Below are 23,065 nucleotides of genomic sequence, written 5' to 3'. Positions count from 1 at the left end.
GGGTCTATTTGGAGATAGCCTGATCAATGATGAGATAGAATGCAATGATCTGAGTTGTGACGGTGAGCGCCTCTTTGAAAGTCACCCAGTAATTGCGATCCCGCTTCTCAGGTATCCAAATTGTATCCCCGGGCTCAACCCGCTTTGCCGACTTCAACGATATCCATTCGCCGCTTCCGGCCTTTATAACGCGAGCCCGGCCCGTGTCGGCGTTTTCCGCATAGCCGCCGACCCGCTTAATATAGTCCGCCGGTTTGAGATCCTTATCGAATATGATATTCCCCGGAGAACGAACCATGCCGAGAACACTGATGAAGTTTTTTCTAGTGGGGATATTAATATAGTCACCGCGCTGCAGCAGAAGATCCTGCTTGCTGTCGCCTTCGGCTAGAACTTTGTGGAAATCAACAAACATCAATCCCGGGTTTTCCCGCGACTTCAATTTATAATATTCATACTCATCATCGGTCATGTCGGATCGCGGGACATCTTTGAGACGCTCAAACTCTTTATCTTCAAGGCGAACCGCTTCGCGCCGAATGAGCTGCGCTTCAAAGAGAAAGGCGTCGGATGTCAATCCACCGGCCCTTGCGATGACATCCGAAACGCGCGTTTCACCTTCATCGATGGCATAAAAGCCCGGATACACGACCTCGCCGGTGACTTCCACCAGGCGTTTCAATCTATATTCGGGAACAGAGCGGACGAAAATTATGTCATCCGATTGAAGTTCAAATTCAGGGTATTTGGGATGCGCGCCAGTCTCAAGCATCGCATTGTTGATGGTGAAGGCGCCTAATACCTTCGGCATGGCACTGTGATGCTGCTCGGTGGCGGCGACGATCCGCCCGTCGGCCAAAGCAAAATAGCGCTCAGGTTCCCCGGTCGCCGTTTGATATCGAGCGATTTCAATCGTATCGAGGAAGGCTTCAGATGTGAAACCGCCGGCATAGTGCAAAGCGGTGCTGAAAAGATCCTTTTCGAGAAACTCGACCGCGCCGGGGTTGTTTACCGAACCCATAACAGTAAACCGGCCGGTGGAGAAGGGGACATAAACAATATCGCCGTCACGCAGACAGGGGTTGAACTGAGGGTCGCCCTGCTGGAAAAATGCAAAAAGGTCGACTTTCGCCCTGATCGAGTCGCTGTTCATCACGAAAATTTTCCGCTGGCTTGCATTTTTCGCAAATCCGGCCGCCCAGTTGACGGCGGCGGAAACCCGGTCCACGGCTGAGGCCAGATAAGTGCCGGGGCGCGCGACCTGTCCGAGGACATGGACCTGGAATTGGCGAAGACCGGTTAGTGAGACGTCAATATCAGCCTGACGGAAATGCTTGTGCAGTAAATTTGTTATCAGCGCCTGCGCCTCGCTCAATGGTCGTCCATTGACATTAAGTTCCCCCACCTTCGGGATGAGGATCTTCCCTTCGAGCGTGATCTGGAGATGATAAACGGTCGGTTCAGGACCCCAGATATTGATGGTGAAACGGTCGCCCGGTCCCACGCGATAGGTCTGAGAGGAGATGGCCGACTCCAGTCCCCCGCCGGGTCCGGCGAAGGGTGTCGGCGCCGGTTCGATGACGGTCTCTTGCGGCGCCTCGCCCGCAAAAGGATCTCCGGGGGTAACGGCTCCGTTCTCCTGCGATCCCGCCTCTGTAGAGAAAAGGCACAGCGCGATGATGAGTAGGATAGTGATATGTATCGAGTTACGCATTATTCCCTGCTCGCTGGTTGATTTGGCCGCCTCAGATATTTGAGGAATGACTGAGGAGCAGTCTAGGGTAGTATTCCGGGTCGGTCAACGAGACCCATGGGGCGCCGTCTTCGGCCGCCTTTCCCGGCCCTGGCTCGGTGACCGCCCTTAGCGACCGCCCCTCTTCGCCAGATGAATCTTTAGAATGTCATCCCGCAAGGCTTCGCTCGTAAGGGGCGGTTCATAGGGGCGATGGGGTTTGCCCTCAATATAAATCCCGTTTGAGATTCCCCACGCATGCAGCACTTCCGGATCCGACGTGTCCATCTCGATATAATTCACGAGATCCGCCAGTCCTTCGACGGCATCTCTGGCCGACAGGCATTGTGAACAGGCGCCGAGACACCATGCGTTAAAAAAGACAGTTACGTTGACTTTGTCATAAGCGGACGGGGGTTGGCCGATTTCTTTGAGAAACTGCGGTGGCACCGCGTTGGGTGAAAAGGATTTCCACACAAGGACGGCCATGCCATCTTTGTCGACGCGTGAATAACCCATATGCTCATAGAACGAGACGGGATTCCAATAGGGGAAATCCATGCCCCAGGCGGCGACACCGGCCGCCCCTGATGTATAAGCATCCTTTTCAATCTCGTTAAGAATGAAACGCCCATATCCATTTCCCTGGCGGTTACCGATATGATGTTCATATCCGTGAACCCATATACAGAGTATCGCGAAGAGATCCCTGCCGATCATATGTGTCGCTTCGATCGGCATATATTGGCATAACCCGGCGACTTCACCTGAGTCGAGTATCAGTACCCTCGCCCGCAAACCCCTGTCTCTATGGGCCTCGAACCATTGACGCCGGAGCGTGATAGCGCGGGGATCATCCGGCTTTTCGTCATGCAGGCATCTGAAAAAGGTGCCTTCGGTTTCCCAGGTCACGTTCACGAGATTCATAAGCGTTCCCCCTTCCGCACAAATTATGACCCTGCGATTTTGAGAGTTCAATGATAAACCTCTTGGGCTGGTCAAATCAGGAATTATATCGTAAACTGTAATTTCAATAAGCCTTGGAATGTGGGAGGGAGAAGAGCGAATGTCAAAAAACACCATCATCCTGAATCTTTGGCTTTGCCTTCCTTTGGGCTTGTGGACTTCCCCTTCCCCGGCCAGCCCTCAGCCTTTAAGCGCCGTCTCATGGCCGCATCATCTCTTTTCCCCCTATGTGGATGCCGTCATCTGGCCGACTTTTGATTTTATCAATGCCATCGACGAGATTGGAATTAAGTACTTTAATCTGGGATTTGTTGTGGCGGCGGCGCCGGATGATTGCACCCCCTCATGGGGCACCTACTATCCGGTCGATGCCGGATATCTTCAAACCGAGATCGGTGCGATCCGCGACCGTGGCGGCGATGTGGTCGTCTCATTCGGCGGAGCGGCCAATACGGAACTGGGCCTGTCCTGCGGCAATTCCGAAGACCTCCGGCAGGCCTACCAGCAGGTCATTGACGCTTACAATTTAACGCGCATTGATTTCGACATTGAAGGGACTTGGATCGGCGATGAACCCTCGGTTGAGCGCCGCTCACAAGCGATTGCCGCTCTTCAGGAGTATGCCGCCGGCGGCGGGAGAGAGCTTTCCGTTTGGTTCACTTTGCCGGTGTTGCCCACGGGGCTGCTTCCTGACGCATTGAACCTCTTGGAATCAGCTCTCCATTACGGTGTCGAGATTGCGGGAGTCAATATCATGACCATGAATTATGGTGATGTTCCCGCCCCGAATCCCAACGGGCAAATGGGAGAGTATGCAATAGAGTCGGCAACGAGTCTCTTCTATCAGCTGCAAGGCCTCTACAACGATGCAGGGTTCCCAAGACCGGATGAGGAATTGTGGCATATGATAGGCGTCACACCGATGATCGGTCTTAATGATGTCACAACCGAGGTGTTTTACCCGGAGGATGCCGAAGAACTCCTGGCTTTTGCACAGGCGCAGCATATCGGAATGCTTTCCTTCTGGTCCCTCAACAGGGACGGCCCATGTTCCGGGGGAGAGATACCCTATGTCTCTCCGAACTGCAGCAGCATCCTTCAGGAGCCGTTTGAGTTCTCCTCCATCCTTCTGCCCTTTAGCGGTGGCGCCGCATCGGCTCCCGGAGCGCCGGGGAGCGTGGCCGAATGCCGCATAAGTCCCAATCCCTTCTACGGGAGCACGACGATTGTATATGATGTAAAAGTCGCCGGACCGCTGCGATTGGATGTCTATGATATCAGAGGAAGGCGGATAGAGACATTGGTTGAACAATTTTTCGAGGCCGGGCGGTATAAAGAGTACTGGGGCGCGGCGCATCTCGCCGCCGGTGTCTATTTTCTTCGCTTTGAGGGCGCAGGGATAACGGTCACCAAACAGCTGGTTTTGGTGAAGTGAAATTCAGTGGGGAATCGGGCTACTTCGGTAAGGAGATTTCCCCGGGCCAGAGCGACCCTTCACCCCGGCGGCCAAGCATCATTTTAGCTGTGGTCTCTATCTCTCGGGCGTTGTGTTTTTCACCCTTATTACATCCGGGGCAGAACTTTACGGCATCGTTCCAATTTTCTTGCCGCATATTCCAAGGCCAAAAAGGCCATGTTCGGCACTGCAACGGGCGGGCGGGATAAACCCGGCATCCGATGCACTCATCAAAGAAAATGCAAGATCCGGGTTTGCGCTTGAGGGTGTAGCCATCTTCGCCACTCCACTGACAATATCGCTGCAGGACCTGCTTTGGAGAAATATTCATGCATTCGGACAATCTCTGAATATCATCCTCTTCCAGAAAAACAAAGGTGGGGTCTTCCCTGTCCTGGCAGCACTTTCCACATCGTGTGCAGGTGAACTGCAGTCCATCCTTATACCAGACACCAGTGTCTTTCTTTTGAGCTTTTGTACTCATGAATGCCCTCCATCGATCACGGCCCGAAGATGGTGTCCTGCATGGGCTGTCGTGCAGACGGAACTAGAACCTGTCTCGACTCTCAATTCCTTTATCCTACTCTGTTTTCTCGATTTTGCAAGATGAGAATATTTGACCCAAATTTCCAAGGCGGTAAAGGAGGCGGTAAAAATTATGCCAGAGAAGGCAGGGTGAGGAAACAGATTGGCCGCTCGAACAGCAATCGGGGCAGGAGCGCTTCCGCCAACAACCATCTACAGTGAAAGATAAATGTACAAGGGTCCACACAAATCCGCGTGGACCCCTTGACTAACTTCCTATCAAACTGAAATATATTATATCACCCTGATCGAAATTTGTCAAGCCCCTTCTCGTTGGTTTTTCAGGCCGATCCAGCCTGGATAAGCGGCAGCTTTAATATTAAGTCTGTGGCGAATTCAATCAGGGTATTTAACGATAACCTGTTTCCATGCCTGACAGTGACAAGGGGAAGATCGCTCTTTGGTATTTGTGTCGCCGCATTGTGTCACACACATCGGCGGTTCCGGGGCCAGGGGGATGAGATCCCGGGGCGGGATAGAGATGGGAAATCGCATAAGATCAGGAGGGAACCAAAGAACCTTACATTTCGTAACAGGGAGTGGCGGCGTCTGTTAGGCTTCCAGACCAGGAATCATCCGCCTCCCGGCGGTCTCTGTTCGTGCCGGTCGCTAATAGCTGGTAAGGTCCCAGGGAGAGGTCGAAGATTCCCCCGGGGATTCGATGGGAAGGGGTCCACTTGAGGGGATCCGAGTAGGTCTCGGCGCGACTTCTCCTCTCGGTTAATTAGAGAGAATAATAGATAGGGATCCAGTCGACGGGAAATGAGGCGCCTATGTTGAAAAAAAATGACAAGGCAATGATTCGGAGAACCCTGGAAGAACATCAGAATCTCCGAAAGCAGTGGGCTGAGATTGAGGAAAAGGCGGCACAGGTTAGGGCCACGCGCGAGGAGATGGGAAGAAAGGCCGGGGAGTTGCTGGAAAAACTCAATCAACTGATCCCGGATATGGAGGCTCATTTTCGGATCGAAGAGACGGAGGGCCTTCACCGTGAAATCATTGAGGCCGCGCCCCATTGTACTCACAAGGTGGAATCGCTGCTCTCTCAACACGCGGAGCTGTTGAAAGCCCTTGGTGAGCTCCACGGTATCACGGCATCCTTGGCGGAGCTGACGCAGTGCAGTCAAACAGGGCTCTATGACCGGATGACGCGGCTTTTTGCGACATTCAGAAGACACGAAGCCGAGGAGCGAACCCTATTCCTGGAGGTGCTTGAAGGCGAGGGACCTGGTCTTGCCTGACAATTAAACGGAGGACCCTCGATTGCGGAATAAACCTCGTCTTCGCAAGGGTTGGCATTGTGTTCTAGTGCCGTCTGTTCTCTTGCTGGGCCTGTTGCTTCTCCCGGACAATTCGAAACTGGGCGGCCGCGACCTTGTCGCCGGGTCCCCGGATGCGACGCTGGGCAAGGCCGTTGATGATTCGCTTGCACAGCGATGGGGCCGGTGGCTGGCGCGTGAGGACACGGTCCGTCTTCCCCAGTACCTTCTGAAAAATTGGGTGCCGTCCAGCGCGGAGCGCCCCACCCTCAAGGAAATTTTGGGATGGTGCATCGATGGCGAAAGCAAGCGCAAGGAACTCGTTGATGACGTGACCTTCATCCGCCGAAGCCGTGTTGTTGCGCTTTATGGCGATCCGGAGGACACCACCACGCGGCGGGAGGTAGAGGAAAACGTCGAGAAAGTCTATTTGCGGTCACCCAATGAGGAGTTTATTGTTGAACTCGGAAGCCGCGAGTGGGATAGCAAATCCGACAATGAAGAGGTGAATGTTGGCGTCGAGGTGAAGACCTCGACAGGACACCTCGTGGACCTTCCATTTTTCTTTAAGGCTCTCGATGATTATTCATTTAAGATTTTGGACCGGAAAATATTTTCTGATCGTGTCATCTACAAGATCGAATTTACGCCCCGTAGTGAATTTGAACCTCTCCCGGAAGGCTGGTTTCTTGTTGACACGCGCGATTACCAGATTGTGCATGGAGAATTCCGGTGGACGCGCAATGTTCCCTTTCCGTTGTTCTTAAAGAGTGTGGATCGGGTTGTTATGACACGACGCAAGCATGAGGAGGTCTGGTTGCCGGATCGAATCATTATCAGTATTCGTCTTCGCGATATCCCCTTTGTTTCCACTCCGGAACTGGTGGTGGTGGATATCCGGCATGAAGAGATTCAACTAAATGCCGGGATTCCTGATTCTATCTTTGCGCGATGACATGACAACAAAAGGCCAATGGAATGATGATGATATGCCGGTGACACGGTCAGAGGATCGAATGATGAAGGGCCCCCACCAAGGAATGCAGGGTTTTCAAAAAGCGGTCTTGTGGAAAGCCTTATTTTTCCTTTTAGCCGGGATCCTGCCGCCCGGAGCGGCGGCGGCGCAGCTCATCGATCCACCGGGGGATGCCGATCCGGCCAAAACATGGGAAGCCTTGCTGGACAGCCTGCGAAGCGAGCCGGATTCGCTGATCCCGTGGAATGAATCCGCGCCCGAGGAGTGGGTCAAGCCCGGTGAGATCGCTTGGATTCCTGATGCCTCGGATTCCACAACGGCCAAGGGTCGCGACGGCGCTTCCACCCTTTCTTTTGATATCCAACCGGTCTTCGGTTTTTCAAAGGTGGATGGCGCGACCCCGGGTTTCAAACTGAGTCTTTCAACCAAGAAGGAACCTGATATTCACCTCTGCGGTGTTCTCCGCCGCGGGCTTGAGGCGGGCCGCTGGGAGGGTTTCGGGCTGGCCGGGGTCGTCTTCAGCGAAGAAAATGTCAGGGGATTGTTAAAGAGTCCGGAAACAAGATTGACCGGCGGAGGGCGGGGCGGCCCGGGGAGTCCGCAGGCCGGCTCCCTGGAGCTGCTGCAAAGTCCCGGGTGGGGATTCATAACCGGGTGGAGTGATCAGCCGGTACCCTTTGGATCGAACCGCCCCTACGGGACGACGCCTTTGGGCGGCCTCATGGGTTTGGATCATCAGAGCTATCTGGAGCGCCGGGAAATCGCCGGAGGCCTCCTCTTGCGCGGGGAGAAGGGCGCGAACGGCGGAATCTGCCTGGTTCATCGCGAGGATCGGTCGCTGAAGGCCGTCTCGGGAGCTCTCTTCGAACTCGATGATGATAATATGAAACTTAATCCATCCGCCGACGCGGTTGAATTGAACGGCGTCATTTTGGATGCGTCGATCAGGGGGCGATTCGATCTGCAAACGGGAACAAGAGCCGGGCTCTGGGCTCGCGTCGGTCTTTGGGGCGGGACACTGGAAGGGGACCGGGAGTTTTACACCGCCGGTATCGAGGGGCGCACCTCTTTCAAGGCGCCTCTTCGCGGGGAGCTGTTCACCGAGTTTTGGGCCGGGGCGGTCGGCGGCCATCCGCCGGTGCAGGAGCTCATGGATTTGGGTGGGGAGCAGAGCCTGCGCGCCTACCCACCACGATTCGATACGGGGGCCGGTGTTTCCCTGCTGCGGCTCGATTATGTTTTTGGCATCGATCCACTGTACCATCTGAGAATACCGATACTGAAAAATCTTCGTCTACAGCCGGTGATTTTTGCTGATGCGGGCGCGGTTTGGGGGGATAAACCATGGAGCAGCCTTGAATCCTTGCAGGGACCCGAGTCGGGGGATTATAGATTCGATGTCGGATTGGGGATTCAACGCTTTCTTGGTTTCCCCGGGTTCCTTTCACATATCCGGATCGAGGCTGGGTGGAGGCTTGATCGGTCACGGGATAGGATGAGATGGAATGTCTCGCTGAAGCCATAGAAAATATATGAAGGAATGGCGGGATCGGGTATTTTAGTGAGGAGAGGAAACCATGGCCACAAGGGAAATTAATGCCGTCCTGAGCCAAAAGATCGAAGTTGCCCCGGGGCTGATTGTTATCCGTGTCGCGCCGGATGGATGGGAGCTGGGCCCATTCAAACCCGGGCAGTATGCCGTTCTGGGATTGCCGGGCTCCGCACCCAGATGTGAAGGATCCGACGCTGACGAGCCGGAGCTTCCGCCGGATAAGGTTATCCCGCGTGCCTATTCCATCGCCTCGTCTTCCAGACCGGGCGAGTATCTCGAATTCTATATCGCCCTGGTCCGCTCCGGCGCGTTGACACCGCGGCTCTTTAACTTAAATATAGGCGATCGTCTGTGGCTCTCAGAGAAGATGCTCGGGAATTTCACATTGGAAAAGATTCCAACCGACGCGCATATTGTGATGGTCGCCACGGGCACCGGATTGGCGCCCTATATGAGTATGGTTCGCACCTATTTGTCTGAAAATACAGGGCAGCAAATGGCCGTGATCCACGGCGCCAGGCACTCCTGGGATTTGGGGTATCGTTCCGAGCTGGAGGCTCTTCAACAAATCAGCCCTTTTCTGACCTATATCCCCATCATCAGCCGTGTCGCCGACGAGCCCGCCCCGTGGAAAGGGGCCTCCGGTTATGTTCAGGATGTTTGGACGGAGCGCTTGATAAAAAAATACTGGGGCTTTTCACCGAAGCCGAACCATACCCACGTTTTCCTTTGCGGAAATCCCGCGATGATCGCGGCGATGGAGAAAGTCCTTCAGGCGGACCGCTTCGTGGAGAACACGAAAAAACAGCCGGGGCAGTACCATGTGGAGAAATATTGGTAACAGCTCTCCGGCGGAATCATTCGATCCCAAAACCAGAAGCGCCTGTATAGACCGGGCGAAGCTAAAATTACCGCACCAATACCGCCTTTTCGGAGGTTAGAGTTTCCCCGGCCGCCGTGAGACGCAGAAAATAGATGCCGGCGGGCGCAACACGGCCGTGATCATTCCGCGTATCCCAATCAAAGGTGTGAATTCCCCGGTCCAATGAGAGTTTTGAGGCCAATCGCCGGATCCGCTGTCCCTGCGTATTGATCACATCCAGTGTAACCGGCAAACCGTCCCTCACCGTCTCCATCCGCCATTGTGTCCGGCCCAGGAATGGGTTGGGCTGATTTAATGTTAAGGCCAGCGGTCCCTGCGCTTTGACGCCGGGGAAACCGGCGAGAGTCAACGAACCCGAGGCCTGATCATTGACGTCGGATATCGGCTCACCGCCCTGCACCGCGTAGATATCGCCGCCGACCGTCAACCTCTGAGTTCCGCCGATGACGTCGGGAACATTATTGCCGTCGAGATCGGGTGTGCCGCGGACCGAAAGGAGTTTGGCGTTTGTGGTGTAATACCATTCGATCGTGCCATCAATGCCGTTCATGAGGTAGATTTTTTGATCGAACGATCCGGCGACGACATCGGGTATGCCGTCGCCTGTCACATCCTCTATACCATCAATCGCCCAGCAGTCATCCCCGACCGGTGTGGTCCAAAGAGTCGTGCCGTCAGAACCACTGATCACGCGGGCCAATGAAGCCCAGGAGGCGACGGCGATATCGGGCGTGCCGTCGTCATTGACATCGCCGATGACATCGATGCGCATCACATAGGAGCCGACGGGCCCCGTCCAAAGGACGGTGCCGTTGGCGCCGCTGTGGCAGGTGACGGTATTGTTCCATGCTCCGGCGAGCACCTCGGGTATGTCGTCGCCGTTGATATCGGGCAGGGCCGCGACGGAGTAAACGGTTCCGGAATAATCCCGGTACCAGAGTTGATGAGGAACACCGCCGCCGAGGCCGGGCCCGCTCATCACGGTTAATCGCTGGCCGGAATCACCGCTGCCGAAGGCCGCATCATCGTAGCCGTCGCCGTTGACATCCCCGATATTGCAGCAATCGAAAAAGGCGTCGGGGCCGAGCAGGTACCAGAGTACGGCACCCGTCGCACCGTTGACGCAGTACATGGCGTCGCTGTCGCTGCCGGTGCAGAAGATGATCTCGGGGATGCCGTCACCCGTATTGTCGCCGATCCAATTCACACCATAGACCCATCCCGACTCGGGCGGTGTCGGGGGGGAATCCGAGTAGGTATCAAAATCCCAGATAATGCCGCCTGTCGGTCCGTCGATGGCATAGACGGTTCGTCCGCCCCAGGCTGTTCCCAGCAAGACGTCTTGTACATTGTCGCCGTTCAGATCGGGTGCTGTTCGGAGGCAGGCGTCGCCGTAACCGCCGCTGTTGCTCGGTCCGCCCGGAGGATGGATCGACCAGATCAGATCACCCAGCCCCGATGAGGCGCCACTGATGGCATAAAGGTGATCCCCGCTGGCCCCGGCGTCGTATGTCTCCATGAGAACATCGGGCCGTCCATCACCATCGATATCCTCAATCCAGTCGATACAGACGACATTTTCAATCCCTGGGTAGCGCCAGAGCAGATCCCCGCCGTCGGCGCCGGCGGAAGCGGGCGGGAGAGCAAAAAGAAGGGCAAAGAGTGCGGCAGGGAGCCTGGTAAAGGGAGTGGTGAAATTAGACTTTAACATTGTTGCCTCCAGTGTTGTCCTGCCCAAAATGCTGTCTTGGCGAAGCGCCGGCGGCAACAATGGGGGATCCCGATTCGGCCTGAGATCGAGCCTACTATGAGTCCTCCGATTTCAACTCGTGACAGGCCGTCACCACCGTCTGGATGCCGCCCCGCATATTAAAATCAGCCTCTACCTCCATCCAGCGGGGAGCGCAGGCCTTGACCAGGTCGTCAAGGATCTGATTCGTCACCGCCTCATGGTAGTGGCCTTCATTCCGAAAAGACCAGAGATAGAGCTTTAACGATTTCAGTTCGATACAGAGTTTGTTGGGAATATATCGGATGCGGATCGTACCGAAGTCGGGTTGACCGGTCATCGGGCAGACACAGGTGAACTCGTCGGTCTCAGACCGGATTTCGTAATCCCTCTCCGGTTTTGGATTCGGAAAGGTTTCTAACTGCCGTTGGGCCTGCTTTTGCCGATCCGGCTTCTGTTGGGGTTGTGTCGTCATGGCACTGTCAAGTGTACAGGGCGGGCCGATGAGGGGCAAGGCTGAGGATTTTTTGCCGCGGAGCGACAATCGTTATAATTGATTGATTGAAAAGAAGTTACGCCTTTTCCGATCGATCGAGGCCGAGCTCTTGCCATAACCATGTAAAATCGTAAGGCTCGCCGCCGCTCAACTCCCGCCGGGTCTCGCTGTTTTCCATCGAGCGGATCAGATCAATAACGGCTCGTCGCCCTTCCGGATCCTGAACCGCGGCCCGGGGCGTGCGGTCCTTCAGGGCCGGGACCGGCAAATCGCACCAGGCATGATAATGCTTATCCAAGAATTCGTTGATGAGAGACTCGCGTATTTCGGGAGGGATATCCATCTCTCCCGCATCGCGGGGATCTCGATCCTCGCTGTCTTGCGGGAGGGTATCGTTGGGGGCGCCGGGGAGGGCGTCTGCAAGCGCATCCGGCTTCGCCTGAAGATAATGGTTATAAATTTCGCCATGACCTTTCAGGAAGGCGGTCCAATCGGAATCCGGATTTGTTATTTGATAGGCGGCATAAGCATCCTCGCAGAACCGCTTCAGCGAATCCTTTTCATCGGGCCGGAAGGGAAAGAGTCCGCCGCTGAATTGTATACGATCATTCATTTCAAGAAGGCGCGCGGCGACAAGATCCCACTGAATCAAATATTGCGTCGCCGTTTTATCCAGAACCTCGATATGCCGGTTCGTGAGCAGATCTTGAAGCAGGAATCCTTCATCCGGCCGGAGCTCGATGATCTGATACAATCCCATATGCGACGCCATCGACTTTTCGAGATGGACCCGTTCCCGTGAGTTGAGCTGCCAGCCCAGCCGTTGGAAATAGCGCTCCATGAAAGACCGGCCGTCGGCGCAAGGATAATCCTGGATCAGCCATTCGTAGAAGGCCCATTGGGCGAAATCGGGCTCCATTTGATCAAAAGCGTCAGGAAGCTTCGTGTCGGCGAATCGTTCTCCCCAGTAGAGGACCAGCGCTCTTTGAACCTCTTCACTGAATTCATCCCGATGAACAAATTTCATGAGGGCGGATAGAAGCCGCTGCCGGATGTCCGATTCGGTTCCCGGTGCGTGAGTCGCCTCGGCGGAGCCGCAACATTTCTTGTACTTCTTACCGCTGCCGCAGGGACAGGGATCATTGCGCTTCACCTTCGGCTGTTCACGGCGGATGGTCTTCCCCGCGGGCGCCGGCGCCGCTTGGCTCCCTTCGGAGGCATGCTTTGTTTTCTCTTCCTGCTGCAGAATCGAGGCCTCTGGATGGCGGTTCTGCTCTTCGAGCATCGGGACGAGCCGCTCCAAGGCCCCTTCGCGCGTAAAGCGATCGTCACCCGCCGCCTCCAGCGCCCGGCGATACAGTTCCTCGGCCCGGTCAAGCTCACCGGCGGATTGATAAACATCCGCCGCCTTGATCATGACCCAGGGATCATCGGGGAAAACGGTGAGATTGAATTGAACCTGTGACACGGCCTCTTTGATCCGGCCCGCGCCGGCGAGGATCAGGGCCCGGTCCGCGAGAAAGTTTTGCGGTTCTACAATTTCAGCGTACCGCTCGCAAAGCTCGACACCTTCGTCAATGAGACCTTCACCGGCGATATTCGAAGGCAAACTGATAATCCAATCGAAAAGATTGTAGTTATACTTTCTATCCAGTTCTCTGAAGGTGTCTTGGCTGTCGCCGAGCGCCTCGCGAACTTCCATCGCCAATGTATAGGATTCGCGGGCGACCTGAGGATCAAAGGCCATGCTGCTGTAGGTTTTGAGGGTCGCTTTGAGCTTGTCTTCCCAGCCCTTTGTCATTGACGGCTCCTCTATGGCGGTATCCGGCGGATGTCGATTCGGTGTCAATGCCTGTTTCTAAGCCCGTTTCTATAAATGTACTTTTAGAGCGAATTCAAGGCCGACGGACCGGCGTGTCTCTTTTGAATCACCGGCTGAATCACCGGCTGGAAGGCGAACCGTGCTGTAAGCGAGGCCGAATGATGCCGCCAGATTATCGCGGGGTTCCCATCGCACGCGGGTTTGCAGTGAGGCTCCGCCGGTCACCGGATCCCAAAGCTCCGACGCCGAGGAGGGCTGGCCCTCACTTTCCGGGTCGGTGGAAGGGTACCAGGGACGCCCCAAAGCGCCCTGCCCATGACGGAAGAGGGTGACCATGGCGTCGCAGCCCCAAGCGGTGTTGAAATCAACGAGGGCGCGGAGGAGCAGCCGCTCGCTGTCGGGTCCGTCGGGGTGGCCGAGACCTCGTTCCTGGTGATCCCAATCACAGAGGCATTGATCCCTATAATAAACACTATAGGTGTAATTAAAGATCTTTGAGGCCTCCACGCCGAGGGTCCAATCCCATCCGTTGAATCGCGGGGCGAAAGAATATCCGCCGAGAAAACCCCAGCGGCTCGGCGTGTGGCTGTCTTTCGACGCGATATCGTCGGCGAGGATTTCGCCGTAGAAAAGTTGCGCCGGTCTCGTGCGCCAGGACCATCCCAAGGCCCAGAGGACATTGTTGCGCTCGCTGCGGCGGGAGGCGTCGTTCCCCGCATCCTGCATTCGCATGCGCTCCACAAATGTATAAGGGATGAATCCCAGCGTATAAAGCAGGCCGGGTGATGTCGATTGATACCGCGCCCCTTCCGAAAACGACAGCTCGAACCGCGGTGACGGCGTCCAGCTGAGCCGGTGGGCCGCAAGATATTTTCCATCGGAATAGTCGAGGCTTCCCGAAAGGGCGCGGAAGCGAAACCAGGGTTTAAATTCAACATCGTATTGGGCGAATGTATAAGGAGCGGAGTGGTCATCCAGAAGGAGGGTTCCCCAGGCGCCCGGCCCCCAGCGGTGGCGGTCGCGGCCGAACCGAAAGTCGATGCGGGGTGTGCGCAGGGTCAGATCGAAGCGCTCGGTATAAAAGAGAATATCGGTTCCCGCAACAAGGGGATCCGAGAAGCCGCGCCCCCCCGCAACCTCGCCGACAAAAACATCATGCGAGATCGTGATCGACCGTCCGAGATAAAGCGTGCCCCTGAGGCCGATCCGGGTCGAGTCGCTCCAATCCCCATCGGCCTTTCCATCGGCCAGCGGGATCGTCAAACGGGGCGTGAGATGAATGTAGGGGCGGATCCGCAAGCGGCCGGCGCTTGTCAACGCCTCAATCAAAGGCGCGGTTTCGTGAAACCGCGATTCACGGCCCAAGGCGCGCCCTTCGCGCGCTAAGGTCCGCTCCAACCGGTCGCGGCTGGGGGACAATCCGCCGTCATCAACAAGATTCCGGCTCATCCAGGCCAGCTCCAACCGCGGTAACGAACGCAATGTCCATGCGGCCAGCGGCATCTCTCCGCGAATCGCCAAGCGCTCCAGATCGCGATAGAGCAGGTGGTCCGTGGGCAGAAATTCATCGCCCCAGGGTTCATCCGGCGGGGGGGTGTCGTGATCCGCCTCAAAAACCCATCCGCCGAAGGCCGTGGTGGCGAGGATCACAAGCAGAATGCCGCAAAGAAACGCCGTTCGCATCGAACCTGTTTCCTTGGCCCGCGCTTTTCGGGGGCCTATCCTGTTCACAGCGCCGCGCCCGGCGGCATGATTTTGTAAGCGGCTCATCGGAATGAGTGTGTGGGTGATGACGGCGGATGTCCAGCACGGGGATGCCGTGTGGAGGGAAATGAATTCAGACACCATCTCAACGGGAAGACTGACGGCATGGGGGATTGGGATTTGCCCCTTCGATTTCGCCCATCAGGTGGAGCGGACCCCCCGCGCGGGAGAGAAGATCGATGCGTTGCAGTCGACGCGCGGCGGCGGCGGCCCCGTGCCGACAGCGATGGCCGTGATCGCAAAGCTCGGCGGCCGGTCGGCCGTCGTCGGTGTTGTCGGGGATGACCCCATGGGTGTTGCGATTCGGGATGATCTTGTTCAGTACGGTGTCGACATCAGCGGTTTGCGGGTCGAACCCGGCGCGCAATCGGCGATGGCGTCGCTGATTGTGGAGAAGGGCACAGGCCAGCGCACGGCGATCTTCGATCATGGGACGGTCTCGAATCCGACCGTGTCGGAGGAATGGATCGAAGCGCACCCGGCCCGCTATATGTTGACCGACGCCAGAACCGAACTTGGCATGGGGGATGCGGTCCGCTCGGCGAAGCAGCGTGGGTGCGAGATTGTATTGGATATCGGTTCCCCCCGCGAGCCGGATCCCGCGGCCTGGGAGGCGGCCGATCATCTCGTGATGGCGGCCGGATTCGCCCGCTGGAAGACCGGCCACGGAGATCCCGAGGGCGCGGCCAGGCAATTATGGCATGACGGATTGAAGTCGCTTGTCATGACATTGGGGTCGAAAGGGGCTTATTTGTATACGCCGGATATTTCGCTCTTCCATCCGGCTTTTAATGTTGAATTGACGGATGTCACGGGTGCCGGCGATACATTCCACGGTGCTTACATTTATGCCTTGTCACAGGATGAGTGGTCGTGGGTTGAACGGGTCCGTTTCGCCACGGCGGCCGGATCGCTGGCCTGCCGCGGATTGGGTGTGCGGGGATCGTTACCGACACTGGAGGAGGTTGAAACCCTGGTGAATCAGTGAGGCGGCTCTGCTATACCGCTGTCGTGATCCAGGGCGCCTCCCGTCCCTTTGTTTTCCAGAAGATATTGTGAATCTCCCGAACCGCATCGAGCAGCTGCAGCGCCGTTTCTTCGTTCACCTCTTGCTTTGCCTCTGTCGCCAGCTGCGCCGCATTCCAAATCGATTCGGACAGTTTTGGGAATTCCGTGAAATGATCAATGGTAAAGTAATCGGCCCAGAGGGTCAGAAGCTCATGCTTCGCTCTATCGGCCTGTTGCGCTTTTAAATGAATATAATGTGTCAGCGCATTGTGATAAGCCTTCCGCGACGCTGGATCATCGGGGATCGGCCGCGTGATCGTTTTGATATTGCGGGTGAGAACAACCACCGTCTCCGCGGCGATCCGGGCTGAAGCCGGGTCATGGACCACGCACGGACCGGCGCAGAAGTTCTCGGGACCGGCGCCGGCGCTGAAGGGGTGTTCATGAGTCGGATGAACAAAGTTGTCTGGCATGGATCACTCCTAAAAATTATTTTCTTTGAGATCAGGACGATTCTATTGTTTCTCTCCTGCGGAGCCTGGACCCCGTCATGGTACAATAACCCTTATGTTCCCGCTAAGCAGAGCGGCCGCTTATCAATAAGAGAGGTATGCTGATCTTGTGTTTAAGGGTTCGGGAGACACTTCCAAACAGGATGTCGCCTATGAAAGTGTGTCCATGAGTGGCCATCGCCACAAGGTCATAGTCGTTTCCCTCAATCTCTTTCAGGATTTCTGCGTCGGGTTCACCGCTTTTAATCAAGATGTGGGTATCGATGCCCCGAGCCTGCAACGCCTCGCAACGGGATTTCAAAAACACGTTGGCCTGCTCACGCAACGCGCGGTCCTGGTCGAGCGTATGGGAGTGCACGGCGTGCAGCAGGTAAACCTGGGCGTTGTTCTGAAGCGCCAGGGCCGATACATGCTCAATGATGACATCGTCTACGGATGAGCAATCTATGGTGACCAGAATCTTTTTATACACTTGCATGTCAACCTCCCCCTGAGATGGTTGAATAAAGCAGGTAAATATTCAAGATGATAACGATGGCGGAGATGACAATAGCGGCGGTGAACTCGATCCGGCCGCTCCTGAATCGGCCCATGAGATTCTTGTCGCGGCAGATTATCAAGAGCGGAATCAGTGTAAAAGGAAGCTGAATACTCAACACGACCTGACTGAAGATCAGAATGCGAAATGTGTCCATGGAAAATAGGATGATCATGAATGACGGTATGGCCGTAATAAAGACAGAGACTCTGTAGAGAAGTGTTCGGGGATCTTCCGGTTTTCCCAGGAAACCGGTAATGACATTGACCTCCGCCATGGACGACGTCACCGACGACCCGACCCCTGCGAAGACGAGGGCAAGGGCGAACAGAAAGCCGGCAACAGGCCCGGCTAACGGCGTCAACGTCGCCGACGCTTGTTCGATGCTGTCGACCACGATGTGATGGCGGAAAAAGACGGCGGCCGCGACGATGATCATTGCCGAGTTCACGACCCATCCCAGGAGCATGGCGGCGAGCGTATCGATTTTCTCGTAACGCAGGAGAGTCAGTCTTTCACCCTCGGAAACACCCCATTTCCGGCTGTGTATGACGTTGGAATGCAGGAAGATATTGTGCGGCATCACCACCGCGCCGAGGATGGCCATGGCCACGTAAATACTGCTTCTGTTGACGTTCGGAATGATCAGGGATGGCGCCAGTTGCGCCCAGTCGGGCTTGACGATCAGGACCTCCACGAGGTAACACAAGCCGATGACTCCCAGAAAACCAATGATGATCGCTTCGAGCCGATGATACCTCTGGCTGATGATGAGGAAGACTTCAAGCAGCACCGTGAGAAGGGCGCCCAACCATAGCGGCATGCCGAAAAGAAGATTAAATCCTATGGCCCCGCCGAGCAGTTCCGCCACATCGGTCGCGACACATGCCAGAACAATCGTCAGCCCCAGAAACGCGGATACCGGCCGCGAGAAGCGCTCCCGGATGTTAACCGCAAGAGACTTACCGGTGGCAATACCAAGCTTAGCGGCCATGTTCTGGATCACGATCAGCATGACCGTGCTGAGCGTAATGACCCAAAGAAGGTCATAGCCGAACTTCGATCCGCCCTCGATATTCGTTGCCCAGTTTCCGGGGTCGATGAATCCGACCGTCACAAGGAAGCCCGGCCCGAGAAAGCTGAGGATCGTCTTGAACGGGAAGCCCTTCTTGGTTTCTGTCACAGCGGTCATGCCTCCGTCTTTTGGCGTGATCTCACACCGCGCATTGGCAAAGTGCGGTATAATGCTGGCCGTCAGGCGCGCGGCGGCGCATCGTCCGCGGGGCCTCGCAGGCCGATTTTCGAGCGCTGATCCAGTGCGCGACTGTATGCCATCCGGGTAAATTGCTCCGGAGCCGGAACCTCGCCGGTCTGCGGAACCACTTCCAACATCAGCGCCCCTGAATACTGGGTCTTGGGAAACGCATCCTGAATTATATCCCAGTCAATCCGGCCGTCTCCCGGAAGGTAATGGTCGTCGGTGACCCCGTTGTTGTCCGAGAGGTGCGTGGTTACCAGGCGATAGCCCCATTTTCTAAGAAGTGCGCAGGGCGGATGACCGCTGATGAAGTCGTGAGATGAATCGTAACAAAGGGCAAGATGGCGCGACTCGATGCTGGAGAGCAGGAAATCAATATGGAGCGGGCTACGCGTGTTCTCGACCGCAAGAATGACCCCGAGCTCTTCGGCCCGCGCAACCAGCACATACGGATGGCTTGCCGCGGAGATCGCGCTCTTTGTATCCGACCAGAGGGCGTTGCATCCTTCAAACGGTGCGTGGAGGTTGTCCACAGAAAGCCCTGCATCGCGTGCCATGTCCGGCATCCTGTCGGCCATGTTGCCGGCAACCAACTCCTCGTCCTCGCCGAACCACAAGCAGGTCGTCGAGAAACCCGCCTGGGCAATAAGCCCGACACGTTGCTCAAGCGGCAGACGATAGCCAAACCAAGCAAACATTCCCAGCGGTTGTGACGGCATTAATCTCCCCCGGCGACCATTTCTTCAACCTGCAAAAGTGTTTGACGACCCCGATCGTCAATGTCTTCTCAGCGCCACCATTCTCTCACAAATGCGGAGGAATCATTGAAAGATCACGGCCGAATGCCTGCCGTGACGCGGGAACTCGTCATGAAGGCGCCCTGGGACGGATAGAGAGAATAAGAAAGGAGTCACCCATGTCCCCAGACTAGAGCGCTACCAATGTCCTCGATCGTTCGTCACAGATACGTGCCGGGCCGTCAGCGACTGTCCGCGCCTCATGCCGAGAACCGATTATAGCCTCTCATACAACCTCCACGAAGACGTCGAGATTGGAGCCTGCCTGTTGCTGAATCGGATTCAGGAGCCACAACTGAATCTCGGAGTCTTTCGATGGTGGTACCAGGGCATAGAATTCAATGCATGCACCCTTCTCGTACGTCGACAGAAATGCAGTTACGGCACGAGCCGCTCGGTCAGCGCAGGCAACCAGGCGCGCCCGTAAATTTGCATCACCCGAACCCAGTGCTTTCATCGCCAGGGACTTGGTCCGAATTCGTGCATACTTCTTGATCTTCGGCAGGGACTCGCCAAGGTGAACATAGTCGTGAATCCCCAGGAAGTGCCGCCCCAGCAAGGTCACCTTTTTGTCGAGTATTCCAGTCACCGTGACTTCCACAGCGCTCATCTTGCAGAAGTAGAGATGGTGAATCCAGCGTGGCGTATGAGATGATTTGGTCCACAGTAAAGGGGCCCGCCCGCCCGGCGATTCGCCCGTAATCGGTACAAGGCTGCCCGCGGCGGACGCCGCGTTGGTTGAAGACGGCATATTCGGGGACGAGATTGTGGCAATGATTTTTCGAAGTCCCCGCACGTAGCTGTCAGCATCCATGCGGAACTTCATTATGGCTTGTGTGGAACTCAAGCTCAGTGCTATGCCTCGGGGAACCATGGTCTCCTCCAAGTAGATCGCAACGACAGGCTTGTCTCTGGTCAGGGCGAAGTAAACCTCATTCCTGCAATTGCGCGAGGATACGGAAGTCCGCGAGATGAAGAACACAAACAAGGCACATCGATCAATTGCACGAGCGATGTCTTCTGGCCACTCATTGCCGGGGTCGATGCCTTCGTCGAACCACACGGATGCCCCCAGCGCCCTGATGAGGAGGAGATCTGGAAACACTACTGCGGCGTCCGCATGAGCGTAGCTGATGAAGATGTATGGACCTGACCCTCTATAGGCGTCGAATGGTGGCTGGAGTTCAGTGGAAGGCAAGGGACACCCCCTGATATTTAACGAGGCATCATAAGAAAGTCATATCCGCCATCTGGGCGCCTGCTCAGGAGAGCCGAATACCAATGAACAGCCTCCGAGGATGAGATGTTGGGCTTGATAGCGAAGTCCGAGCATTCACCTAAACCAGAGGAGGATAGTGATGGAAGAGTACATTGGAATCAATGTGCACGCAAGGAGTTCCACAAGCTGGGCCCTCAATGCCTCAGGAAATCAGCTGAGACGCGATCTTGTAGAGATCAACAGAGAAGCGCTTATCGGATGCCTGAAATGGAGGGGAGAGATTTAAATGTCTGTTTTTTTTGACAAGGGAAATTATATCAATGCTGGGCGTCACCCGCGGGTCCCATCTGGAATCCCCCCCATCGCCTCAATCCCGGGCATGCACCACAGTCTGCAGATCCTGCGACGGATCTCGGCGCAAAGCCCATGCCATTACCTTCCAAAAGACGTTAGTTTGCGAAAAGCAATCGCTCCGTGGTCAATTGGACCGTAGTGGCGGCAATAGGGCCATCAGCCTCAGCCGCCTCGACCATCGCGAGCGCCCTTGCGCTTGGCGGGAGGTCTCAGTTGCTTTCTGACCCTTCGCTTGCTGCCTTGTTCATTCCCTGCCGTTGTGAAGCCTGCCTTTTCGAAAAGGGAAATTGTGCCGGTCCAAGAAAAGGCCGCGATGTATTTACCGTCTTTGTTGGGTTTTGATGGATAACCTTCCGCAATCCTTGCACCCTTTGCTGTCATCGCTTTGAGCGCTTGCTTCAGCATCGCCCTCGCTACGCCCCTCTCCCTGTAACCTCTGATCACAAAAAAGCAAGGGAGCGACCAGACTTGAGAAGAATCTGTGCATTTAAGTGTACGAGCGCGATTCAGGCGTGAGAACGAATCTCTTGGGCCGAATGTACACCAGCCGATGGGTTTCTTTCCATCAAATGCAATGATGCCGAGGGTTGTGCCGTTGAGTATGCCGCTGCGCATTCTTTCTTTAGCCACTGCGCCCTTTACCTTTTTCCAGTCCTCGCCCTTTTCGATTCGCCAAGCTTGGCACCAACAACCACCGCAGGCCCCTGTTTTGCCAAAAAGAAGCTCAACCTGGGGCCAGAGCTTGGGAGTCAATTCTGCTGTGGCAAGGTTCATAGGTTTTCCTTCTCCCAAGCGCATCTGACGTGCTCTTAACCCGCGGGGGTTATCGGCGCGACTCTGGCCTTGTCAGTGTCACCCTCGCAAAGGGCTGGCGTTTTCCGTTTTCTTTCGCATCCATTAGCCACTGCCAAGTGTCGCTGTCCTTGCCGTAAGCGAATGTCGTGTGAAAAGTGCTCCCATCACTTCCCTTGAAAACAAACGCCATTTCCCCGCCGCTGCGTTCCGCATGACCGATGGCTCCGGCTGAAAGACCACCGCCGCCTGTTGAATCGAGCCAGAGGCATGCGTACTGGCTTGACGGCTGATCCCAGCCGATGAAGACGATGGCTTCATATACGGGCGCGCCGTCACTGCTCTTCTCACGCGAGACCTCGTGAATGCGCAGATACTGATGGCCCAGCACCCACTCCGCGACAATATCATGTGTCGTCTGGCCGCCAGCAATGACGCCCTGTAGAACCCACACGCCTGTCAAATGATCCAGCAATGCATCCTGCAAATCGGGTTGCTGCGCCGTTGCTGGAAGAGACATCAAAAGACAAAGGACGACAAGATACAGTATAGTTCTCATTCTGGCGTGCCTCCAAAATCGCTTCGCGCCCACGCCGAACACCAGGGAATCCACCCTATATATTATCATCGGCGCGGCTTCTTCTGCATAGCGATGTATAAGTTCTCGACCTTTTCCCTGGCCCAGGGGGTCTTCCGCAGGAATTTCAGGCTGGACGGCACCGACGGATCGCTGTTAAAACATCGAATGTTGATGCGCTTGCCCAGTTCGCTCCAGCCAAAATAATCGACGAGGCTGTTCAAAATCACCTCTAGGGTTTTGCCGTGCAGTGGATTATTGGCTTGCTGCTCACTCATGAGCTGGGTGATTTCCTCTATTCTCCCACTAAGCAGAGCGGCCGCTTATCAATGAGAGATGAATCCGACAGTGACAATGTTTTTCACATCACAAAGCTATTTACCAAGGAGCCATTGCTCACCTTCTGAAAAACTTTTAAAAAGCCTCACCTGTTGCTCCAAACCGCCCTTATCCAAGCTTGAAAGTATCTCATACATCCGCAGCATACCGAAGGCGAAATCCCCTTTAACGATGTGTGCCAGTCGTGCGGTATGTCTTTCCGGAAACTTTTTTCGGATTTCGAGGATTCTCCGCCAATAGCCGGCATCGATGGTTTCAAAATCCAGTTCCCGCAAATCCCACAAGGCATTTGTATCAGGGGGATATTGATCTGATCGCGCGATCTTCTCCATCGCGGCTTGAAACTCTTCAAGAGTGAAACGCCCCTTCACTGTCAAATAGAGTATCTTTTTCTCGGGGTCAAAACGGAGATCTACCGACATTTTTTTCTCCTTCACGATGTACCCGGGCA

At 55.6% G+C, this 23,065-nt stretch carries 23 protein-coding genes; 7 read left to right on the top strand and 16 right to left on the bottom strand.

The genetic code is table 11. The features are described from left to right. Nucleotides 1–4: 4 nt before the first annotated feature. Both KJ970_15295 and KJ970_15290 read right to left on the bottom strand, forming a co-directional pair. Nucleotides 5–1,714 (bottom strand): SLBB domain-containing protein, encoded by a 1,710-nt coding sequence (locus KJ970_15295; protein ID MBU2692287.1) that lies wholly within the window; start codon nt 1,712–1,714, stop codon nt 5–7. Between the two features lie 147 nt (nt 1,715–1,861). Continuing rightward, on the bottom strand, nt 1,862–2,659 hold the full coding sequence (locus KJ970_15290) for a GNAT family N-acetyltransferase (protein ID MBU2692286.1): 798 nt from the start codon (nt 2,657–2,659) through the stop codon (nt 1,862–1,864). A gap of 139 nt (nt 2,660–2,798) precedes the next feature. Here KJ970_15290 and KJ970_15285 point away from each other — a divergent pair, with 139 nt between their 5' ends. Further along, nucleotides 2,799–4,133 (top strand): T9SS type A sorting domain-containing protein, encoded by a 1,335-nt coding sequence (locus tag KJ970_15285; protein ID MBU2692285.1) that lies wholly within the window; start codon nt 2,799–2,801, stop codon nt 4,131–4,133. Between the two features lie 19 nt (nt 4,134–4,152). On the opposite strand, the gene KJ970_15280 is transcribed toward KJ970_15285, so the two are convergent. Then, on the bottom strand, nt 4,153–4,638 hold the full coding sequence (locus tag KJ970_15280) for a YkgJ family cysteine cluster protein (protein ID MBU2692284.1): 486 nt from the start codon (nt 4,636–4,638) through the stop codon (nt 4,153–4,155). Nucleotides 4,639–5,512: 874 nt separating this feature from the next. Here KJ970_15280 and KJ970_15275 point away from each other — a divergent pair. The 4 genes from KJ970_15275 to KJ970_15260 are packed head-to-tail and all read left to right on the top strand — an operon-like array spanning nt 5,513 to nt 9,367. Continuing rightward, on the top strand, nt 5,513–5,980 hold the full coding sequence (locus tag KJ970_15275; protein ID MBU2692283.1) for a hemerythrin domain-containing protein: 468 nt from the start codon (nt 5,513–5,515) through the stop codon (nt 5,978–5,980). 22 nt (nt 5,981–6,002) lie between these two features. Beyond that, on the top strand, nt 6,003–6,953 hold the full coding sequence (locus tag KJ970_15270; GenBank protein MBU2692282.1) for a hypothetical protein: 951 nt from the start codon (nt 6,003–6,005) through the stop codon (nt 6,951–6,953). Nucleotide 6,954: 1 nt separating this feature from the next. Beyond that, nucleotides 6,955–8,499: a hypothetical protein gene (locus KJ970_15265; protein ID MBU2692281.1), complete on the top strand. Its 1,545-nt coding sequence runs from the start codon at nt 6,955–6,957 to the stop codon at nt 8,497–8,499. A 52-nt stretch (nt 8,500–8,551) separates the two neighbouring features. Beyond that, complete coding sequence (locus tag KJ970_15260; GenBank protein ID MBU2692280.1) at nt 8,552–9,367, top strand: ferredoxin--NADP reductase; 816 nt, start codon at nt 8,552–8,554, stop codon at nt 9,365–9,367. Nucleotides 9,368–9,434: 67 nt separating this feature from the next. On the opposite strand, the gene KJ970_15255 is transcribed toward KJ970_15260, so the two are convergent. The 4 genes from KJ970_15255 to KJ970_15240 form a co-directional block, all read right to left on the bottom strand. After that, complete coding sequence (locus KJ970_15255) at nt 9,435–11,120, bottom strand: hypothetical protein (GenBank protein MBU2692279.1); 1,686 nt, start codon at nt 11,118–11,120, stop codon at nt 9,435–9,437. Nucleotides 11,121–11,214: 94 nt separating this feature from the next. Beyond that, nucleotides 11,215–11,613, bottom strand: a complete 399-nt coding sequence (gene queF / locus KJ970_15250; protein ID MBU2692278.1) for a preQ(1) synthase — start codon at nt 11,611–11,613, stop codon at nt 11,215–11,217. Between the two features lie 97 nt (nt 11,614–11,710). Further along, nucleotides 11,711–13,435 (bottom strand): SEC-C domain-containing protein, encoded by a 1,725-nt coding sequence (locus KJ970_15245; GenBank protein MBU2692277.1) that lies wholly within the window; start codon nt 13,433–13,435, stop codon nt 11,711–11,713. A 69-nt stretch (nt 13,436–13,504) separates the two neighbouring features. Next, nucleotides 13,505–15,226: a capsule assembly Wzi family protein gene (locus KJ970_15240; GenBank protein MBU2692276.1), complete on the bottom strand. Its 1,722-nt coding sequence runs from the start codon at nt 15,224–15,226 to the stop codon at nt 13,505–13,507. Nucleotides 15,227–15,230: 4 nt separating this feature from the next. On the opposite strand from KJ970_15240, the gene KJ970_15235 reads away from it, so the two are divergent. Next, a complete protein-coding gene (locus KJ970_15235; GenBank protein MBU2692275.1) occupies nt 15,231–16,208 on the top strand; it encodes a hypothetical protein in 978 nt (325 codons plus the stop codon). A 10-nt stretch (nt 16,209–16,218) separates the two neighbouring features. Here KJ970_15235 and sodN read toward each other — a convergent pair whose 3' ends face one another. The 5 genes from sodN to KJ970_15210 form a co-directional block, all read right to left on the bottom strand. Then, nucleotides 16,219–16,701: a superoxide dismutase, Ni gene (gene sodN, locus KJ970_15230; GenBank protein ID MBU2692274.1), complete on the bottom strand. Its 483-nt coding sequence runs from the start codon at nt 16,699–16,701 to the stop codon at nt 16,219–16,221. Nucleotides 16,702–16,804: 103 nt separating this feature from the next. After that, entirely contained in the window at nt 16,805–17,218 is a 414-nt protein-coding gene (locus tag KJ970_15225; protein ID MBU2692273.1) for a universal stress protein, read from the bottom strand. Between the two features lies 1 nt (nt 17,219). Continuing rightward, nucleotides 17,220–18,470 carry an Nramp family divalent metal transporter gene (locus KJ970_15220; protein ID MBU2692272.1) on the bottom strand — a complete coding sequence of 417 codons (1,251 nt, stop codon included), beginning with the start codon at nt 18,468–18,470 and terminating at the stop codon, nt 17,220–17,222. Between the two features lie 62 nt (nt 18,471–18,532). Further along, nucleotides 18,533–19,255, bottom strand: a complete 723-nt coding sequence (locus KJ970_15215; GenBank protein ID MBU2692271.1) for a sugar phosphate isomerase/epimerase — start codon at nt 19,253–19,255, stop codon at nt 18,533–18,535. 304 nt (nt 19,256–19,559) lie between these two features. Then, the gene (locus KJ970_15210) at nt 19,560–20,531 is read right to left on the bottom strand and encodes a toll/interleukin-1 receptor domain-containing protein (GenBank protein ID MBU2692270.1); all 972 of its coding nucleotides are present in this window, start codon (nt 20,529–20,531) and stop codon (nt 19,560–19,562) included. Nucleotides 20,532–20,691: 160 nt separating this feature from the next. Between KJ970_15210 and KJ970_15205 the strand changes: the two genes are divergently transcribed. Continuing rightward, nucleotides 20,692–20,838 (top strand): hypothetical protein, encoded by a 147-nt coding sequence (locus KJ970_15205; GenBank protein MBU2692269.1) that lies wholly within the window; start codon nt 20,692–20,694, stop codon nt 20,836–20,838. A gap of 230 nt (nt 20,839–21,068) precedes the next feature. Here the strand turns inward: KJ970_15205 and KJ970_15200 are convergent, their stop codons facing one another. From KJ970_15200 to KJ970_15185, 4 genes are all read right to left on the bottom strand, one after another. Continuing rightward, complete coding sequence (locus KJ970_15200) at nt 21,069–21,680, bottom strand: GNAT family N-acetyltransferase (GenBank protein ID MBU2692268.1); 612 nt, start codon at nt 21,678–21,680, stop codon at nt 21,069–21,071. 49 nt (nt 21,681–21,729) lie between these two features. After that, nucleotides 21,730–22,257 carry a hypothetical protein gene (locus KJ970_15195; GenBank protein MBU2692267.1) on the bottom strand — a complete coding sequence of 176 codons (528 nt, stop codon included), beginning with the start codon at nt 22,255–22,257 and terminating at the stop codon, nt 21,730–21,732. A gap of 65 nt (nt 22,258–22,322) precedes the next feature. Then, entirely contained in the window at nt 22,323–22,553 is a 231-nt protein-coding gene (locus KJ970_15190; protein ID MBU2692266.1) for a VF530 family protein, read from the bottom strand. A gap of 96 nt (nt 22,554–22,649) precedes the next feature. Next, complete coding sequence (locus KJ970_15185) at nt 22,650–23,036, bottom strand: hypothetical protein (protein MBU2692265.1); 387 nt, start codon at nt 23,034–23,036, stop codon at nt 22,650–22,652. Between the last annotated feature and the right edge of the window lie 29 nt (nt 23,037–23,065).

It is taken from the genome of Candidatus Eisenbacteria bacterium (assembly GCA_018831195.1).
GTDB lineage: Bacteria > Eisenbacteria > RBG-16-71-46 > CAIMUX01 > JAHJDP01 > JAHJDP01.
Note: the sequence above shows the minus strand (reverse complement) of the source record. Positions and strands in the feature narration are given on the sequence as shown.